Here is a 16,384-nt window from a genome sequence, read left to right as displayed (position 1 = left end):
TCACCCACCTGAAATTCGGGCTCAGTGACGCTGGGTGTCTCCGGGCGTGCGCCGATCGAGAGCATTCTGCCCACCATGTGGGCGTATGGTGACTTTCTCCCGGAGCAGCAGGCGACGGATAGTTCCGTAAGACGCCTGATGCGCGTCCGCGATGCTCTGAATAGTAGAGCCAGATTGGTACTCGCGGACTATACGCGGCACGTCGAGTTCCCGGCGCACGCCTTGGCGGATTTCCGGCAGGACGGCGCCTTCCTGTCGCAGCAGCCGTCCGGTCCAGCTGAGCGATAATCCGTTTTTCCGGGCGATCTCGGTGATCGACGCGCCGGCCCGCCAGGATTCGAGCATCCGGCGATTCCGCTCGGTCCGATTCACGCGTGCCTCGTCCGGCGTGTCCATGCAAGAGCTCCCGCTGCTGGGCCTGAAGGTGCTCGACCCGCCATTATCGGCCTTGCGGCAACGGAATGTGAACCTACGAACGGGGTGCATGACAGCGCACGATGTTTGTTATCAAATGGTTACACAAGTGCGCGAAAGGGGGATTGAATAATCAGCACAACACGGTGATTTTTTCCGAAATCGTCGCGTTCGGGCAGTGCCGGGACGCTCTCGTCCCGGCCATCGGGAATGGATTCCGGTCAGTGCGGCACCCAAAGCGTGACCCGGGTCCCGTGCCCCGGCGTCGATTCCACCTGCCCGGTGCCCCCGACCTCCGCCAGGCGCGCTTCGATCGACTGCTGGATGCCGAACCCCGGGCCGCGTTCGCGCACGTCGAAGCCGCGGCCCTGGTCCCGTGCGACCACCGCGGTCCCGCCGTCGCGTTCCTCCACCCGGAGCACGACCCGGCTGGTCCCGGCGTGTTTCACCGTGTTGCGCAACGCTTCTCGTACCGCTTCGCACATCGCGGTGCGGCGATCGGCGGAAAGCCGGTCGTCGTCGGCGAAATCGGCAGCCACGAGCTGAGTGCGCAGGCCCTCGCGGGCCATGTCGGCGGCGACGTCGGCCAGTTCGACCACGAAGCCGCGTCTCGTGCGCGGTTCGATCGGTTCGGTGATGCTCCGGCGGAGTTCGGCCGCCTCGGCGTGCGCCACCGAGCGCAGCTGGGCGAGCCGTTCGGCGGCGTGGTCGGCGTCGTCGGACGGGGCGATCGCGAGCGCTTCCAGCGTCTGCAGCACGCTGTCGTGCAACAGCCGCTGGGTGCGCTTGCGTTCGGCCTCCTGGCCGCGGCGCAGGCCGATGTCGAGCGCGAACCGCGTGCCGACGCCCAGCAGCACCAGGATCCCGCACGCCACCACGATCGACACGGCCAGCGCGACGAGACAGCCGATCGACCGGTTGATCGCGAGATGGTCGTCCAGCCGCAGGCCGCCCGCCACGGTCAGCAGGAGGCGCACCGGGACGGCGGCGGCGAGCAGCAGCAACGCCGCGGGCAGCCCGGACGTCCCGGCCCACATCGCCATCGAGCCGACCAGCCACGTCCAGGTGACGTCGATCGCGAACGGCTGCACCGAATCCGGCGCGAGCACCGCGATCAGCAGGTTCAGCGCGAGCCCCGCGCCGAGGTCCGCGGTGAGCACCCGCCGCGTGCGCCGCGCGGGCAGCCCGCCGGAGCGCAGCAGCCACCACAGGAACGCGCCGTTCGCGGCGACGCCCAGCGCGGCCGCGGGCAGCACCGGAACCAGCCCGGTGCTGCCGTTGGCCGCGGCGAACCCGATGAACACCTTCACGAACGCGGCGATCCGGTAGGCGACCGGAACGACGACCCAGTACCGCGCGGCGCGGGCCAGCGTCGCGTCGCCGACCGCGGTGAGGTCCTCGCCCGCGTCCGGCCGCTCCGGCGGGCTGCCGCGATGCAGCAGTGTCCGCACGAAGTCCCGGCGTGGTACGGCAAAACCCGGTCCGGGCATCGTCCCTCCCCGTGTCTCCGGCGAGGATATTCGATTGGTGTAGTCCAGTGTGGAAACGCCGGGTCACGCTCTGGACATGGTTAGCCGCCACAGAGTCGTCCGCTCCCGGGAACGGTGCGCGTGCAAGGGATCGGCACTGTCCGTGGCGCTTCGGTGCCGTGGCGTGGTTTCCCGACGTCCCGCGACCTCGAGACCGGCGGCGGAGATCCGGTCGAGCAGTTCGGCCCGGGTCCGCAGGCCAAGGTGTTCGGCGAGGTCCGACAGGATCAGCCAGCCTTCGCCATGCGGCGCGAGATGGCCGGGGAGGCCGTCGAGAAACCGGTTCAGCATGGCGGACGAGGCGTCGTAGATCCCGAGTTCCAACGCGGAAGTCGGGTTTCCGGGCAGCCAAGGCGGATTGCAGACGACCAGATCGGCGCGCCGCTCGCCGGGCCAGAGGTCGGCTTCGACGACGCGGGCCCGGTCGGACAGACCGAGTCGCCGCAGGTTGTCGCGTGCGCAGCGCACGGCGCGCGGGTTCAGGTCGGTCGCCACCACTTCGGCGGCACCGCGCCGGGCGAGGATGGCGGCGAGCACTCCGGTACCGGTGCCGAGATCGAAGACCACCGGTGAACCCTTGCCTGGCAACGGTTCCTGCGCGACGAGATCGAGGTATTCGCTGCGTGTCGGAGCGAACACGCTGTAGGCGGGATAAATCCGGGCGTTCAAAGCCTTGAGGTGGATGCCTTTCCGGTGCCATTGATAAGCGCTCAGGGCGCCGAGCAGCTCACGCAATGAGATCAGCGTGCCCGGTAGACCGCCGAACGCGTGCTCGCAGGCGGCTCGGACGTCGGGGGCTCGGCGGAGGCGCAGCGAATGGTCAGCCTCCACCGAGACCAGGACTTTTCCCAGCAGCGCCGCGCGTTCCGAGCGCGCTGAACGCACCGCCGCGAAAGATCCCGCGCCTTGCGGGAGCCGACGGTCCATCGCGCGCACGAGCTGTCGTGCGTTGGGAAAGTCGCCGCGCCACAGCATTCCGGTGCCGGCGCGGGCAAAACGCAGTGCCGCGGCAGCGGTCAGCCGATCATCGACGACGACGATGTCGCCCGGCGGCGGGGTTCCGTTTCCGGAATGCCAGCGGGCGGTGTGGGTGGTTCCGTTTTCGGTCCACTGAACGGTGGACATGAATGCTCCCGGGAAGGGTCGAAGGGCCAGTCAGCCGTCGACGCTTCGCAGAGAGCAGGCGAGGATTCCCGCCGGTCAAGACAGCGGCGTGCCCGCGTGCTCCCGCGAAACGCGGGAGCGGCGGTCGCCGAGAACCATGCCCATCAGCACGGTGCCTCACTTCCTTCGAAACTCAGTGGTGTGTAACGGAATGGTGCGTCGTCCCGGTGCTGTGGCCCTTCGTCGCGACGAAGTAGACGATCGCCGCGATCACGATCAGCGCGAGCACCACCGCGACGGCGATCTTGGCCTTGCTCCACGGACGCTGGCCGTGGATCTCGCCGGTGCGGCCGTTGACGAGGATCTGCCAGTTCTTCCCGGCGTACACATAGGTCGCGACCCACACCGGCAGCAGCATCAGCTTGAAGGTGACGTTGTTGTGCCGCGTGTCGACCGAATTCAGCTGCTGGGTGTCGCCGCCGATGTCGTACTTGCAGTCGTCGGCGATGACCGGCGCCATCCGGTTTTTCGCCTCTTCGAAGCCGTTCTCCGGTTCCACGTCGTACCGCAGCGCGAAGTGCCCGGAGAGGAACTGCGGCTGGTACGGCGCGGAATCGAGCAGCGGCCACGGCGCGAGTTTGTCGAGCTCCGGCAGCGGCAGCTGGGTGCTCGCCGGCACCAGGACGTCGTCGAAGTTCCGCGCGACCTGCCCGCGCGCCGGGTACCAGCGGGTATGGCGAACCTCGCGCGTCTTGCGCTCGCCGTTCTCGTAGTAGCTCTCGGTGACGTAGTAGTACTCGCCGCGCGCGCCGGTGTAGACCGACACGGTCTGCGAGTCATACGTCCAGTGCGGGATGTAGGTGCTCTTCGTGGACTCGGCGGTGGTGACCTTCTTCAGCGCCGTCGGAGCGAACCAGCGCGAAGACGTCCATTTCTTCAGATGCGTACTCACCGCGGGGCGGTCGAACGCGAACGGCAGCACGCCTTCGGGCACCAGCTGACCGGACGCGCCCGGATCGATCACCAGCGGCGCCCCGCAGAACTGGCACATGCTGGCGGTCTCGTTGGTTTCCGTCCTGGCCGCGCACCGCTGGCACACGAAGACGTACTTGCCGATCGAACCCACCGGCTTGCGCGCCAGGTTCGCCAGCTCGGCGAACGGGATCTCGCGGATCTCCCGCTCGCCGGCGGCGATCTCCTGCCGGAACCCGCAGTACGGGCACTGCAGGGCCGTCGTGCCCGGCGCGAACTCCAGCCGCGCGCCGCAGCCGCCGCACGGATAGGTCGTGTTGGCCACGCCGCCCTGCTGGGAACGTGGATCGGTCATGGGTCCCCCGGAAGGTCGATGCGGCTCAGGACGGCGGCAGCGGCGGCGGGGTCGCGCCGAACAGCGCGGACACCTCCGGCACCTGGGCAGCCGGGGTCCACTGGGCCATGCCCGCCTTCCACACCAGCGTGTCCTTGGCGAGCGAGCCCGCCGAGATCTGCTGGCCGAGGCCCGCGCGGTCGAACGGGCCGAGCTGCTGGCCGTTCGCGCCGATGAACCACTGCTCGCCCTGCGGCAGCGGCGGCGGCATCTGCGGCGGGGCCTGCTGCTGGTACTGCGGCTGCTGGTATTGCTGGGGAGCCTGCTGCTGGTACTGCTGCGGGGCGGGCTGCTGCTGCGGGCCGGCCGCGCGCTGGCCGAGCGCCATGCCGAGGCCGATGCCCAGCCCCTCGCCCGCGCCGCCCTGGTTGTTCGCCGCCGCCTCGATCGCGTTCGCGGACTGGAACTTCGTGTACTGGTCGAGGTCGCCGACCACGCCCATCTGGGTCCGCTTGTCCATCGCGGCCTCGACCTCGGGCGGCACCGAGATGTTCTCGATCATGAACTTCGAGATCTCGATGCCGACCTCGCGCAGTTCGAGGTTCAGCGCGTTCGCGATCTTGCCCGCGATCTGCTCCTGCTGGGTGACCAGGTCGAGCATCGGCACCTGGGCGGCCGCGATCGCGGGCCCGAGCTTGCTGATGACCATGCTGCGCAGGTAGTCCGACACCTCTTCGGTGCGGAACTGCGGGTCGGTGCCCGCCAGTTCCTTCAGCAGCGCGACCGGCTCGACGACACGGACCGCGTAGCCGCCGAACGCGCGCAGCCGGACCATGCCGAACTCGGCGTCGCGCAGGATGACCGGGTTCTGCGTGCCCCACTTCAGGTCGGTGAACTGCCGGGTGTTGACGAAGTACACCTCGGCCTTGAACGGCGAGTTGAAGCCGTACTTCCAGCCCTTGAGGGTGGACATGATCGGCATGTTCTGCGTCTGCAGCGTGTACATGCCCGGCGGGTAGGCGTCGGCGACCTGGCCCTCGTTCACGAACACCGCGGCCTGCGATTCGCGGACGGTGAGCTTGGCGCCCATCTTGATCTCGTTGTCGTAGCGCGGGAAGCGCCACACAATGGTGTCCCGGCTGTCGTCGGTCCACTCGATGATGTCGATGAACTCGCCGCGGATCTTGTCGAAGATGCCCACGTCTGCCCCCTCGTCGTTGCCTCGTGCCCGCGGGCCACAGTACAGTGCGCGACCCGCGCCGGATCACTCCGGCGCGGCCGCCTCGCGCCAAAAGTCCTGCATCTGCGGGATGCCGCCGGGCCCGTCCACCCCGCGCTGGGTGAGAAGAATCGCCACTGAACCCGTCGACGGCGTCAGGTAGGCGCTGGTGCCGGTGCCGCCGACCCAGCCGTAGCGGCCCGGGACCTGCCACGGCTGTTTCGGTGCGACGTCGACCGCGCCGCCGAACCCCCAGCCCTGGCCTTCGAGGAAGACCGGATTGGCCGCGATCTGTTCGGCAGTCAGGTGGTTGGCCGTCATTTGCCGGACCGATTCCTTCGACAGCAGCGGGTTTCCCCCGGAAAGGAGCATTCGGGCAAAGCGGAGCCAATCGTCGGCGGTCCCGGCCAGGCCGCCGGATCCGGCCGGGAACGGCGGCACCTCGCGCCACTGGCCGTCCGGGGCGTCGGCCAGCTCTAGGCCGTTTTCGCCGGCGCGGTAGTAGCTGGCGAACCGGTGCCGCTTGGCCGCGGGCACCTCGAACGCGGTGTCGACCATGCCGAGCGGCTCGAACACCCGCTCGGCGAGGAAGTCCGGCAGCGACCGGCCGGACGCGCGGGCGATGAGGATGCCCTGCAGGTCAGCGCAGGTGTCATACAGCCACGCCTCGCCGGGCTGGTGCAGCAGCGGGATGCGGGCCAGCCGGGCGAGCCACTCGTCGGGTCCCGGGCGCAGCCGGACCTCGCGGCCGTCGGTCTGCACCGTGAACAGCTCCCGGACCTGCGGCAGGGAGAAGTCCGACGGGAAGCCGTAGCCGGCTCGGAAGGTCAGCAGGTCGCGGACGGTGATCGGCTTCTTGGCAGGTACGACGTCGTCGACCGGGCTTTGCGGCGTCCGCACGACCATCGGGGAGGCCAGTTCGGGCAGCCATTCCGCGATGGGGGTGTCCAAGCCGAACCGGCCGTCCTCGACCAGCATCAGCACGGCCGCCGCGGTGATCGGCTTGGTGATGGAGGCGAAGCGGAAGATGGAGTCGCGGGCCATCGGCGCGGTGCCCTCGACGTCGAGAGACCCCACCGCGGTCACCTCGACGTCGTCGCCGCGCGCGACGAGGGCTACCGCGCCCGGGACGAACCCGGAGTCGACGTGGCGGCGCAGGACTTCGTGCATCATCGGTCGTTCCCTTCGCGGGCGGGTGTTCCGCGGGGTGGTCGTTGCCGGGGTTTCACATCGGACATCCGCCCGGCGCGGCTCACTCTAACGGCGCAACGCGGTGGTCGGGACCGAGACGGAGCACTTGCCCGGCCCAGTTTTCGCGCAGCCGCCGGTCGTGCGTGGCGGCGACGATCGCGCCCGGACTGGTGCCGAGGGCGTCCTCCAGCTCGTCGCACAGCGTGGGGGAGAGGTGGTTGGTCGGTTCGTCGAGCAGCAGCAGGTGCGGCGGGTCGGCGATGAGGAGCGCGAGCGCCAGGCGGCGGCGCTGCCCGACGGACAATTCGCCGACCGCTCGGGAGGCTTCGCGATTTGTCAGCAGTCCCAACGAGTTCAGCGGGACGGCGGCGGTGCGTTCGGGACCGAGCGTCGCGAGATAGGTGGCGCGGGCGGTGCGCTGCGGGCGGGCGAAAGCGGTTTCCTGACTGAGAATTCCGGTGCTGATGCCGGGCTGTCGGGTTACGCCTTCCGCGGCGAGCTCTCCGGCCAGAAGCAGAAGCAGCGTTGACTTTCCCGCCCCGTTCGGACCGGTGACCAGCAGCCGGGTATCGGCCCGGATCTCCAGGCGGTCCAGGGAAAGCCGGTCTGGCAGGTGCACATTGTCCAGCGTGACAAGGATTTCTCGCGGATCTTCGACCGCCAGCGCGCAGGGGCGGAACCGGAGCGGCGGCGGTGGCGCGGGAAGCTGGGTGCGCTCCCGGTCGTCCAGTTTTCGCGTAGTAGCCCGGGTCCGGCGCGAGATCTGGTTCTGCACCCGGCCGGACCTGCGGCCGAGCCCCATTTTCTCGTTGTCCGGCGCGAGCCGCCCCGGCGCGACCCGATGCGCGGTGACGCCGAGCGCGTCGCGCAGTTCCTCCAGTTCTTCCTGCTCCTCGAGGTATTGCCGTTCCCAGCGCTCGCGTTCGGCCCGTTTCCAGCCGAGGTATTCGGTGTAGGTGCCGCCGTGGCGAACTGGACCGTCCGGGGCCGGGTCGAGGTCGAGGATGTCGGTGCACACCGCGTCGAGGAACGCCCGGTCGTGGCTCGCGAACACGACGGTGCCGGGCAGTTCGCGCAGCTGGGCCTCGAGAAATGCGGCGGCTTCGGCGTCGAGGTGGTTGGTCGGTTCGTCGAGCAGCACCGCCGACGGGCGGCGGACCAACAGCCCGGCCAGGGCGAGCCGTCCGCGCTGGCCGCCGGAAAGCGAACCGAGCACGCGCTCTCGGTTGATCTCGGCGAGCCCCAGCCCAGCGAGCACGATCTCCGCGCGCCGGTCCGCGTCCCACGCCTCGTGTTGCTGCGCCCTCTCGAGCAGTTCGGCGTACTCGTTCAGGGTCGCGGCATCGTCCGGTGTCTCGGCGAGCAGCGCGGTGACCCGGTCGAGTTCGGCCAGCACTTCGCGGGCCGCGGCGAGGGCTTGGTCGAGGACGTCAGCGATCGTCTCGGCCGGGTCGAACGGCATTTCCTGGTGCAGGAAACCAAGATCCGGCGGCCGCTCGACCTCGCCGCGATCCGGCGCGTCCACGCCCGCGAGCACTCTCAGCAGCGTCGATTTCCCGGTGCCGTTCTCGCCGATCACGCCGATCCGGCGACCGGGGGCGGCGGTGACCGACACTCCGTCGAGCACGCGCCGTCCCCCGAGCACCCGCACGATCTCGTGCGCGCGCAGGGCGGTCACTCCGTGATCCCGGCCGTTTCCCGCAGTTGCCCGTTTTCCAGCCGCAGCCAGCGGTCGACGCCGATCTCGGCCAGGAACCGCTCGTCGTGGCTGACCACCACGAACCCGCCCTGGTAGGCGTTGAGCGCGCTTTCCAGCTGGCCGGCGCTGACCAGGTCGAGGTTGTTCGTCGGCTCGTCGAGCAGCAGCAATTGCGGGGCGGGCTCGGCGAAGAGGACACACGCGAGCGTCGCGCGCAGCCGTTCGCCGCCGGAAAGCACCCCGACCGGAAGATGCGCCCGCGCGCCACGGAACAGGAAGCGCGCCAACAGATTCATCCGGTCCGCGGGCAGCATTTCCGGTGCCGCGTCGGCGAGATTCTCCGCGACCGTGCGTTCGGAATCCAGCAAATCGAGCCGCTGCGACAGATACGCGATCCGCCCGTCCGCCCGGCTGATCTCGCCAGCGTCCGGTGTGAGTGTCCCGTGCATCAACCGCAGCAACGTCGACTTGCCCACGCCATTCGGCCCGGTGAGCGCGATCCTTTCCGGACCGCGGATCGACAGATCCGCACCCTCGCCCGCGAACAGCCCACGCACCCGAAGATGCTTGCCGTCAAACAAGGTCCGTCCAGCCGGTACCGCGGTTTTGGGCAGCTCCAGGCTGATTTTCTGGTCCTCCCGCAACGACCGTTCCGCCTGGTCGAGCTTCGCTTTCGCCGCACTGACCCGCGCCGCGTGCGTGCCGTCCGCCTTCGCCGAGGACTCCTGCGCGTTGCGCTTCATCGTGCCCGCGAAGATCTTCGGCAGCCCCGCATTGGACAGATTGCGCTTCGCGTTGCTCGCCCGCTTGTCCGCGCGTTCCCGGGCTTGCTGCATTTCGCGCTTCTCGCGTTTGACCTCTTGTTCGGCGTTGCGGATATTCTTCTCCGCCACCTCCCGTTCGGCCTGCACGGCTTGCTCGTATTCGGTGAAATTGCCGCCGTAGAACCGGATTTCGTCCGCGCCGAGCTCGGCGATCCGGTCCATCCGGTCGAGCAGCGCGCGGTCGTGGCTGACCACGAGCAAGCAGCCGGACCAGTCGGAGAGCACGTCGTAGAGCTGCTGGCGGGCAGTGTGGTCGAGGTTGTTGGTGGGCTCGTCGAGCAGCAGGACGTCCGGGCTGCGCAACAGCTGCGCGGCGAGACCGAGGGAGACGACCTGGCCTCCGCTGAGCGTGCCGAGCAGCCGGTCGAGCGCGAGATCGCCCAGCCCGAGCCGGTCGAGCTGCGCATGGGTGCGGTCCTCGATGTCCCAGTCCGCGCCGATGGCGGTGAAGTGCTCCTCGGCCGCGTCGCCCTCCTCGACGGCCGAGATGGCCTTGAGGATCGCGTCGATGCCGAGCACCTCGGCGACCGTGCGGTCGGCGGTGAGCGGCAGGTCCTGCGGGAGGTACCCGAGGATCCCGTCGACGGTGACACTGCCCTCCGCGGGCTTGAGCTGCCCGGCGATGAGCTTGAGGAGAGTGGACTTCCCGGCCCCGTTGGGCGCGACGAGGCCCGTTCGGCCTGCCGGGAAGGTGGCGGAGAGCTGGTCGAAAACGAGGGTGTCGTCGGGCCAGGAGAAGGAGATCCCGGACAGGACGATACGGAGATCGGACATGGTGCGGCCTCGCGGTGGATCGGCAGAGCTGTTGCCCCGCTAGTGGTGAGGTGGACGACTTGGGTGGGGCCATCCGCGACCTTCGTTCCCTGTTGTTTTAGGGAACGACTCGACCTGGTGCGGCGGCGCGCTCGCGCCTGCCTGGGGTCGGTTTGCCTCGCAGCCCGCGGGTCTCGTGGCGTACGTCGCCTGACCTGCACGGGGAACCTCCACGCGCGGTCTCAAGGCCGCGCAGGGATCAGCGAGGGGCCGGTGCCGTAACGGCCCGTGCCCCGGGCTCACCCGGAGATGTCGTCTTCACCTGCCACGATCGAAATCCTCTTGATCAAGTGTGCTGTCCGTTGGCCAGGATACCAGGAAGCGGACGAAGCGCATCCGAGTTCCACTGTGGACGGATGGTGGTTCAGAACGTCTCGCCCAGCCGCTCCAGCAACGGCACCGCCTCCTCCAGCACCGCCAGCTCCTCCGGCGAGAACCCCGAGCTGAGCGAAGCCGCGAACTGGCGCATCCGAGCGTCGCGGCGGGCCCGCAGCACCTCGCTGCCCTCGGGGGTCAGCGAGACGATCATCTGCCTTCCGTCGGCCGGGTCGGCGGTGCGGGTGACGAAGCCGCGTGCGGCCAGGCCGCTGATGGTCGTGCTCATCGCCTGCGGGGTGATCTGCTCGGCGCGGGCCAGTGCGGCGGTCGTGGCCGGGCCGTCGCGGTCCAGGCGGGACAGGGCGGAGCGTTCCGGCAGGGAGAGTTCGGCCGCGACCTGGCTCTGGCGCAGCCTGCGGGCGATCAGGCTGACCGCGCCGTACAGCGTCGCGGCCAGTTCGTCGGGGGCGGACATGGGAAGAGGCTAGAGCAGGTACTCCTTGACAGCCGCGAAGTCGCCCGCGTCGGAGATCAGGCCGATATAGCCGTCGGGGCGGATCAGGACGAGGGTGCGGTCGGTCGGCGAGTACGCGCGGGCGAGGTGGCCGGCGGAATCGGCGATCTCGTCGTCGGCGGAGGGGTGGGCGACGACGTGGAAGGTGCGGACGGTCGCTGCGGACCGGGGGCCGAAGTTCAGCAGGGTGAACTGGCCGCCGCGGGTGAGGTCGAAGAGGCGGCGTTCGCCGGTTGTGGTGGTGAGCCCGGGGGCGTCGGGGGCGCGGTCGCCTGCGCGGAGCGGGGCGGAATCGGCACGGTCGTCGCGGGCCAGGACGGACCCGCGGTAGTTGACGCTGAGCTGGGTCGTGTCTCGATCGCTGCGGATGGGGATGCTCTTCTGTTTGGCGGCTTCGGCCAGTCGCGCGGTCGACAGCTTCAGCACTCCGGCGGCGACCGGACGGCGTTCGGACTCGTAGGTGTCCAGCAGTTCGGGCACCCCGGAAGCGAGTTTCCAGCCCAGGTTGTGCGCGTCTTGGACGCCGGTGTTCATGCCCTGGCCGCCGGCGGGGGAGTGCACGTGCGCGGCGTCGCCGGCGAGGAAGACGCGGCCGTTGCGGTAACGCTCGGCCAGACGGGTGTTGGAGCGCCACACCGACGTCCATTCCGGGCTGTGCAAGCGAAGGTCGCTGCGGCCGCTTCGCCGGTCGAAGATCGTTTGCAGCGTGGCGAGGTCCAGGTCGGGTTCGCCGCCGAAGGACGCCTGGTACTGGAACAGATCGGTGGACGGCAGCGGGCAGAGGCTGACGAAACCCTCCTCGCAGCGCCACATGTGCCAGGCGTCGCGGTCGAGGCCGTCGACGGCCAGGTCGGCGACGATCATCCGGATCCGTTCGTCCGTCTCGCCTTCGAAGGCGATGCCGGCTTGTTTGCGCACGACGCTGCGGCCGCCGTCGCAGCCGACCAGCCACTGGGCGCGGACGGTTTCGGTCTGGTCGCCGGTGCGGAGCACTGCGGTGACGGCGTCGGCGGATTGGTCGAAACTCTCGAGTGCGGTGCCGAATTCGACTGCGCCGCCGAGTTCGTCGAGGCGGAGGCCGAGGGTTTCTTCGACGCGCCATTGCGGGGTGATGACCGATGCGGGGTAAGGAACGTCGGGACGCTCCTCGTAGGTCGGGCCGCCGCTCGTCCGGCCGTCGGGGTCGGTCAGGAGGATCGGCATCGCCGGCCGGCCGTGGGCGAGGACGCGGTCGATGACGCCGAGGTCGGCGAACACCTCGAGGCTGCGCGGCTGGATCCCCTTGCCGCGCGAGCCCGGGCGCGGGCCGGGGGACGCTTCGACCAGCCGGAACGCGACGCCGCGCCGGGCGAGTTCGCAGGCGAGCGTCAGCCCGGTCGGGCCCGCCCCGGCGATCAGGACCGGCAATTCCGAGGTGGACAGGTCGGGTTTCGACATTTCTTCCCCCTGGCTCCGAAGAACTTCCTGGATGCCAGCGTACGGAAACTTGCTAAGAAAGACAAACCTTTCTATCGTGAGACGGGTGGCCCCTGAAACCGTCCGTCGCCGTCATGGCGAGCAGCTGGAGTCCGCGTTGCTGGCCGCCGGATGGGACGAATTGCTCGAAGCCGGATACGCGCGGCTGACCATGGAGTCGGTCGCCGTGCGCGCCCGCACGAGCGAGGCCGTGCTCTATCGGCGGTGGGCCAACAAGGATGAGCTCGTGCTGGCCGCGATGCGGCGGCACCGGGACGACAATCCGATCGCCGTTCCCGACACCGGGAGCCTGCGCGGCGATCTGCTCGCGTACTTGACCGCGGCGAGCGAAGCGCTGGCCGGGTTCTTCGCCGTCGCGGTCGCCGTGGGTTTCTCCGGACTGGCGGCCAGTACCGGTGCCACTCCAGGCCAAGTCCGCGACCAGATCATCGGCGACCGGCTGCTCGCGCAAGGAACCCTCTACCAGCGCGCGCACGATCGGGGCGAGATCGACCTGGCAGCCATCTCCGGGGCGGTGCTCGAGATGCCGCTCCAGCTGGTGCGCCACGACCTGCTGCAGGACCTCGCCCCGCTCCGCCCCGCGCGGATCCGGTCGATCGTCGACGACCTTTTCCTGCCGCTTGTCCAGTCGAATACAAGAGTTAAGGACTTAACTTCGGTTAAGGAAAAGCAGCCGGACCCGCTGCCCGGCGACTTTTTCCGGTCGATTCGCTGGGCGCAGCGCAAGCGGATCGAGGAATGGAGCCGCACGCGCGACCTCACCTTCGAACAGGCCATGGTGCTCGGCTACCTGGAGCGGCGACCCGGCGTCATCCAGCGAGACGTCGCGGAGATGAGCTATACGACGCCCGCGAACGTCTCCCTGCTGCTCAAGGGTCTTGAGCGCCGGGGACTGGTCGAGCGTCGCACGGAGGGCGGGAGCAAGCGCGTCTACGCCACCGAGGCCGGAACCGGCCTGGTCACGGGGCTGGGTGCGGTGCTGGCGGAGGCCGAGGAGATGGTCCTCGCTCCGCTCGATCAGGACGAACGGGCCGGGCTGGCGGCGTCGGTGGCCAAGATCAACGCGCACCTGCCCGGGGTCTCGTGAGGGGTGAGGCTGGTGCTCACCGGGATCGCCGCGCATGAGGCTTGAGCGCGCGCCCTTCGGCGGGGTGAGGCCACCTGTGGTGCAGCGGTGACTGGCCAGGGCGCGGCGAACCGCCCTGGCTCAACGCTGCAGCCCCCGCAACCTCTGCTTCCCAGCGCCGGTTTCACTGCCAGCAGCTCCTCGAACCGCCTCGTTCAACGCCGCAACTCACCGCAGCCTCTGCTTCCCCAACGCCGCCAGCACCGGCTTCACCACCAGCAACTCTCCGAACCGCCCCGGCTCAACGTCGCAGCCCTTGCAGCCTCTGCTTCCCCCACGCTGTCGGCACCGGCTTCATCGCCAGTAATTCACCGAACCGCACTCAGCTCAAGGCCGCAGCCGCCACAACCCCTGCGTCCCCAGCGCCGGTTTCACTGCCAGCAGCTCCCTGAACCGCCCCGGCTCAGCGCTGCAGCCCTCGCAGCCTCTGCTTCCCCAGCACTGGCCTCACTGCCAGCAGCTCCCCAAGCCGCCCCGACTCAACGCCGCAGACCCCGCAACCTCTGCTTCCCCATCACCGCCAGCACCGGCTTCACCGCCAGCAACTCCCCGAATCGGTAATCCTCCGCGGGAACCAGCCGCTCCGCCAGGTCCGGCCGCTGCTTCCGCAGGTAGTGGCGGGCTTTCTCCGCGTGCAAGGAATTCGAGACGATCTTGATCCGGTCCGCGTCCTCGATCAACGGCACCGCGCCGAGCACGTTCTCCCACGTCGACCGGCTCTCCGTCTCCAGCGCCAGCTCGCCCCGGTAGCCGTACTCCCGCGCGTACCGGGCCATCAGCACCGCCTCCGGCTCCGGGCCGCCGACGGCGCCGCCGCACAGCACCAGGCGCGAAGGTCCGGGCGCCTGGGAACGTACTGCCGCCCGTACTCGCCAGCGGTTTACGAAATTGGCTCGCGACCTGCCATTGCGGTAGCCGAGCACGACCACGGCCTCGCCGGTGCCTCCCGTTCCCGGACGGTCGCCCATTCCCCGGCGCGAGGATCGCCAGTGTTCCCATTCGGCCCAGCCGAACAACAGGACGAAAAACATCAGAAAACGCCGCGGCACCCACCCGATCCTACCAGAGTCCACAAAGGACAGACCGGGTCGAGCGAAGACGCACGTCTGGAACTTGTCGATCCGCGAAGGTACTGTCACACGAACCGCTACGTCGTCGTCCGGTAGTCGGGAGGAGCAGTGTCGCTCGGAGGGATACCGTCGCAGGGCTCCGCCGTCCTGCGGCCGCCGATCGCCGATTCGTGGCGCCGGTCCCGGCTGTTCGGCGTGGAACCCGGCCTGGACCGGGCCGCGATCTCGATCGCCGAGGTCGATCCGCGCAGCAGGCTGATGACCGCCGCCCGTCCGGTGCTGGACCAGCTCGTCGAGCAGCTCGCCGGCACCCGGTTCTCCATCCTGCTCGCCGACCGCGACTGCCGCCTCGTCTTCCGCTGGTTCGGCGACCGCGGCCTGCAACGCCAGCTGGAGGATCTCGGCGTACTGCACGGTTCGCAGCTCAGCGAGGGCCGCGTCGGCACGAACGCGCTCGGCACGCCGCACGAATCGCGCCAGGCGGTGGAAATCCACGGCCAGGAGCACTACGCCGACGCGTTGAAGCGGTTCAGCTGCTACGGCCATCCGATCCGGCATCCGCTCACCGGGCGGATCGAGGGCGTCCTCGACATCACCGGCGAGAGCGACAGCGGCAACCCGCTTTTCGGGCCGCTGGTGAAACGCGTCGTCGGCGACATCGAACAGCTCGTGCTGGAGAGCGCCCGCGCCTGCGAGCGTCGGCTTTTCCTGGCGTTCCAGCAGGCCACGCACCACCGCAGCGTGCCGGTCGCGGTGCTCGGCGGCGATCTGGTGTTCGCCAACGAAACCTGTATCGAACAGCTTCGTCCTGCCGATCCGACCCTGCTGCGCACGTTGTTGCCGCAAGTCCCGGAACGCGGCGTGTTCGACACTCGCCTCGATGTGGGTGACGGAATCAGTCTTTCGGTCGTAGCCGAACGCGTCGAGGGTTCGACGGACGGCGCCGTCTTCCGCATCGCGAAGAGCCCGAGCAGCAGCCGAAAACCGGCCCCCGCCAAGACAAAACCCGCGCGCTCGGTCCTCGTCACGGGCGAACCGGGCACCGGCCGCACCACCACGGCCCGCGCGCGAGCCGGCGTGGACGATCCGGTCGTCCTGCACTCGGCCGCGGCGTTGCGAGAGGAACCGCGAGCCTGGGCAACAAGATTCGCCGACCTCGTCGCGCAGCCGAGCACCGCCGTCGTCCTGGACGACATCCATCTGCTCCCGGAGAGCCTGCTCCCGTTGGTCGGCGAGGCGCTCGACAACCCCGGATCGGCCCGGCTGCTGCTCACTTCCGTCCCGTCGGACGCGATGTCCCCAGCCGTCGCGGCGATCGCGGCGAGATGCGCGGAAACCGTCACTCTCGCCCCGCTGCGCGAGCGCCTCGACGACCTGCCCGTGATCGCCGTGACGATGCTCCGCGACGAATATCCGGACCGGAAACCGCATTTCACCGGCACCGCGCTGGCCGCGCTGCGCACGCATCCGTGGCCGGGCAACCTGCACGAGCTGCGCGCGGTGCTGCGTGAAGTATCCAGCCTCCCGTACACGGGGGTGATCGACCTCGCACAGCTGCCGCCCGCGTGCCGCGGCAGTTCCCGCACGAGGCAGCTCGGCGGACGTGAACTCGCCGAACGGAACGCGATCGTCACGGCGTTGCGCGCCAGCGAAGGCAACAAGCTGCGCGCGGCCCGCGAACTCGGCATCAGCCGCACCACGCTCTACCGCCGCATGCAGGCGCTGGGCGTGACCGACGACTGTCCACTTCTGTAACACTTCGCCCCCGGTCCGCCGGGTGA

13 protein-coding genes are annotated in these 16,384 nt (G+C 69.4%); 2 read left to right on the top strand and 11 right to left on the bottom strand.

All coding sequences use genetic code 11. The features are described 5' to 3' along the window. Positions 1–21: 21 nt before the first annotated feature. From ACZ7SW_RS11035 to ACZ7SW_RS10990, 10 genes are all read right to left on the bottom strand, one after another. Complete coding sequence (locus tag ACZ7SW_RS11035) at positions 22–396, bottom strand: helix-turn-helix domain-containing protein (protein ID WP_470230236.1); 375 nt, start codon at positions 394–396, stop codon at positions 22–24. Positions 397–635: 239 nt separating this feature from the next. Continuing rightward, positions 636–1,904: a sensor histidine kinase gene (locus ACZ7SW_RS11030; protein WP_470230235.1), complete on the bottom strand. Its 1,269-nt coding sequence runs from the start codon at positions 1,902–1,904 to the stop codon at positions 636–638. A gap of 63 nt (positions 1,905–1,967) precedes the next feature. Continuing rightward, positions 1,968–3,068, bottom strand: coding sequence for a methyltransferase (locus tag ACZ7SW_RS11025; protein ID WP_470230234.1), 1,101 nt, complete (start codon positions 3,066–3,068; stop codon positions 1,968–1,970). 172 nt (positions 3,069–3,240) lie between these two features. Continuing rightward, positions 3,241–4,374: a TFIIB-type zinc ribbon-containing protein gene (locus ACZ7SW_RS11020; RefSeq protein ID WP_470230233.1), complete on the bottom strand. Its 1,134-nt coding sequence runs from the start codon at positions 4,372–4,374 to the stop codon at positions 3,241–3,243. A 25-nt stretch (positions 4,375–4,399) separates the two neighbouring features. Further along, a complete protein-coding gene (locus tag ACZ7SW_RS11015) occupies positions 4,400–5,554 on the bottom strand; it encodes an SPFH domain-containing protein (RefSeq protein WP_470230232.1) in 1,155 nt (384 codons plus the stop codon). A 63-nt stretch (positions 5,555–5,617) separates the two neighbouring features. After that, positions 5,618–6,745, bottom strand: a complete 1,128-nt coding sequence (locus ACZ7SW_RS11010; RefSeq protein ID WP_470230231.1) for a serine hydrolase domain-containing protein — start codon at positions 6,743–6,745, stop codon at positions 5,618–5,620. Between the two features lie 79 nt (positions 6,746–6,824). Then, positions 6,825–8,441: an ABC-F family ATP-binding cassette domain-containing protein gene (locus ACZ7SW_RS11005; RefSeq protein WP_470230230.1), complete on the bottom strand. Its 1,617-nt coding sequence runs from the start codon at positions 8,439–8,441 to the stop codon at positions 6,825–6,827. After that, entirely contained in the window at positions 8,438–10,060 is a 1,623-nt protein-coding gene (gene abc-f, locus ACZ7SW_RS11000) for a ribosomal protection-like ABC-F family protein (protein ID WP_470230229.1), read from the bottom strand. The genes ACZ7SW_RS11005 and abc-f overlap by 4 nt, the downstream gene beginning before the upstream one ends. 403 nt (positions 10,061–10,463) lie before the next feature. After that, positions 10,464–10,892, bottom strand: coding sequence for a MarR family winged helix-turn-helix transcriptional regulator (locus ACZ7SW_RS10995; RefSeq protein ID WP_470230228.1), 429 nt, complete (start codon positions 10,890–10,892; stop codon positions 10,464–10,466). Positions 10,893–10,901: 9 nt separating this feature from the next. Then, positions 10,902–12,368: an FAD-dependent oxidoreductase gene (locus ACZ7SW_RS10990; protein ID WP_470230227.1), complete on the bottom strand. Its 1,467-nt coding sequence runs from the start codon at positions 12,366–12,368 to the stop codon at positions 10,902–10,904. 85 nt (positions 12,369–12,453) lie between these two features. Here ACZ7SW_RS10990 and ACZ7SW_RS10985 point away from each other — a divergent pair, with 85 nt between their 5' ends. Beyond that, a complete protein-coding gene (locus ACZ7SW_RS10985) occupies positions 12,454–13,494 on the top strand; it encodes a TetR/AcrR family transcriptional regulator C-terminal ligand-binding domain-containing protein (RefSeq protein WP_470230226.1) in 1,041 nt (346 codons plus the stop codon). A gap of 518 nt (positions 13,495–14,012) precedes the next feature. Here ACZ7SW_RS10985 and ACZ7SW_RS10980 read toward each other — a convergent pair. Continuing rightward, positions 14,013–14,582, bottom strand: coding sequence for a YdcF family protein (locus tag ACZ7SW_RS10980; RefSeq protein WP_470230225.1), 570 nt, complete (start codon positions 14,580–14,582; stop codon positions 14,013–14,015). Between the two features lie 129 nt (positions 14,583–14,711). Between ACZ7SW_RS10980 and ACZ7SW_RS10975 the strand changes: the two genes are divergently transcribed. Next, the gene (locus ACZ7SW_RS10975; protein ID WP_470230224.1) at positions 14,712–16,358 is read left to right on the top strand and encodes a sigma-54-dependent Fis family transcriptional regulator; all 1,647 of its coding nucleotides are present in this window, start codon (positions 14,712–14,714) and stop codon (positions 16,356–16,358) included. Positions 16,359–16,384: the final 26 nt, after the last annotated feature.

This window comes from Amycolatopsis sp. NPDC114484 (assembly GCF_055633755.1).
The sequence above is the reverse complement of the archived record's forward strand: the minus strand, read 5'-3'. Positions and strand labels throughout refer to the sequence as shown.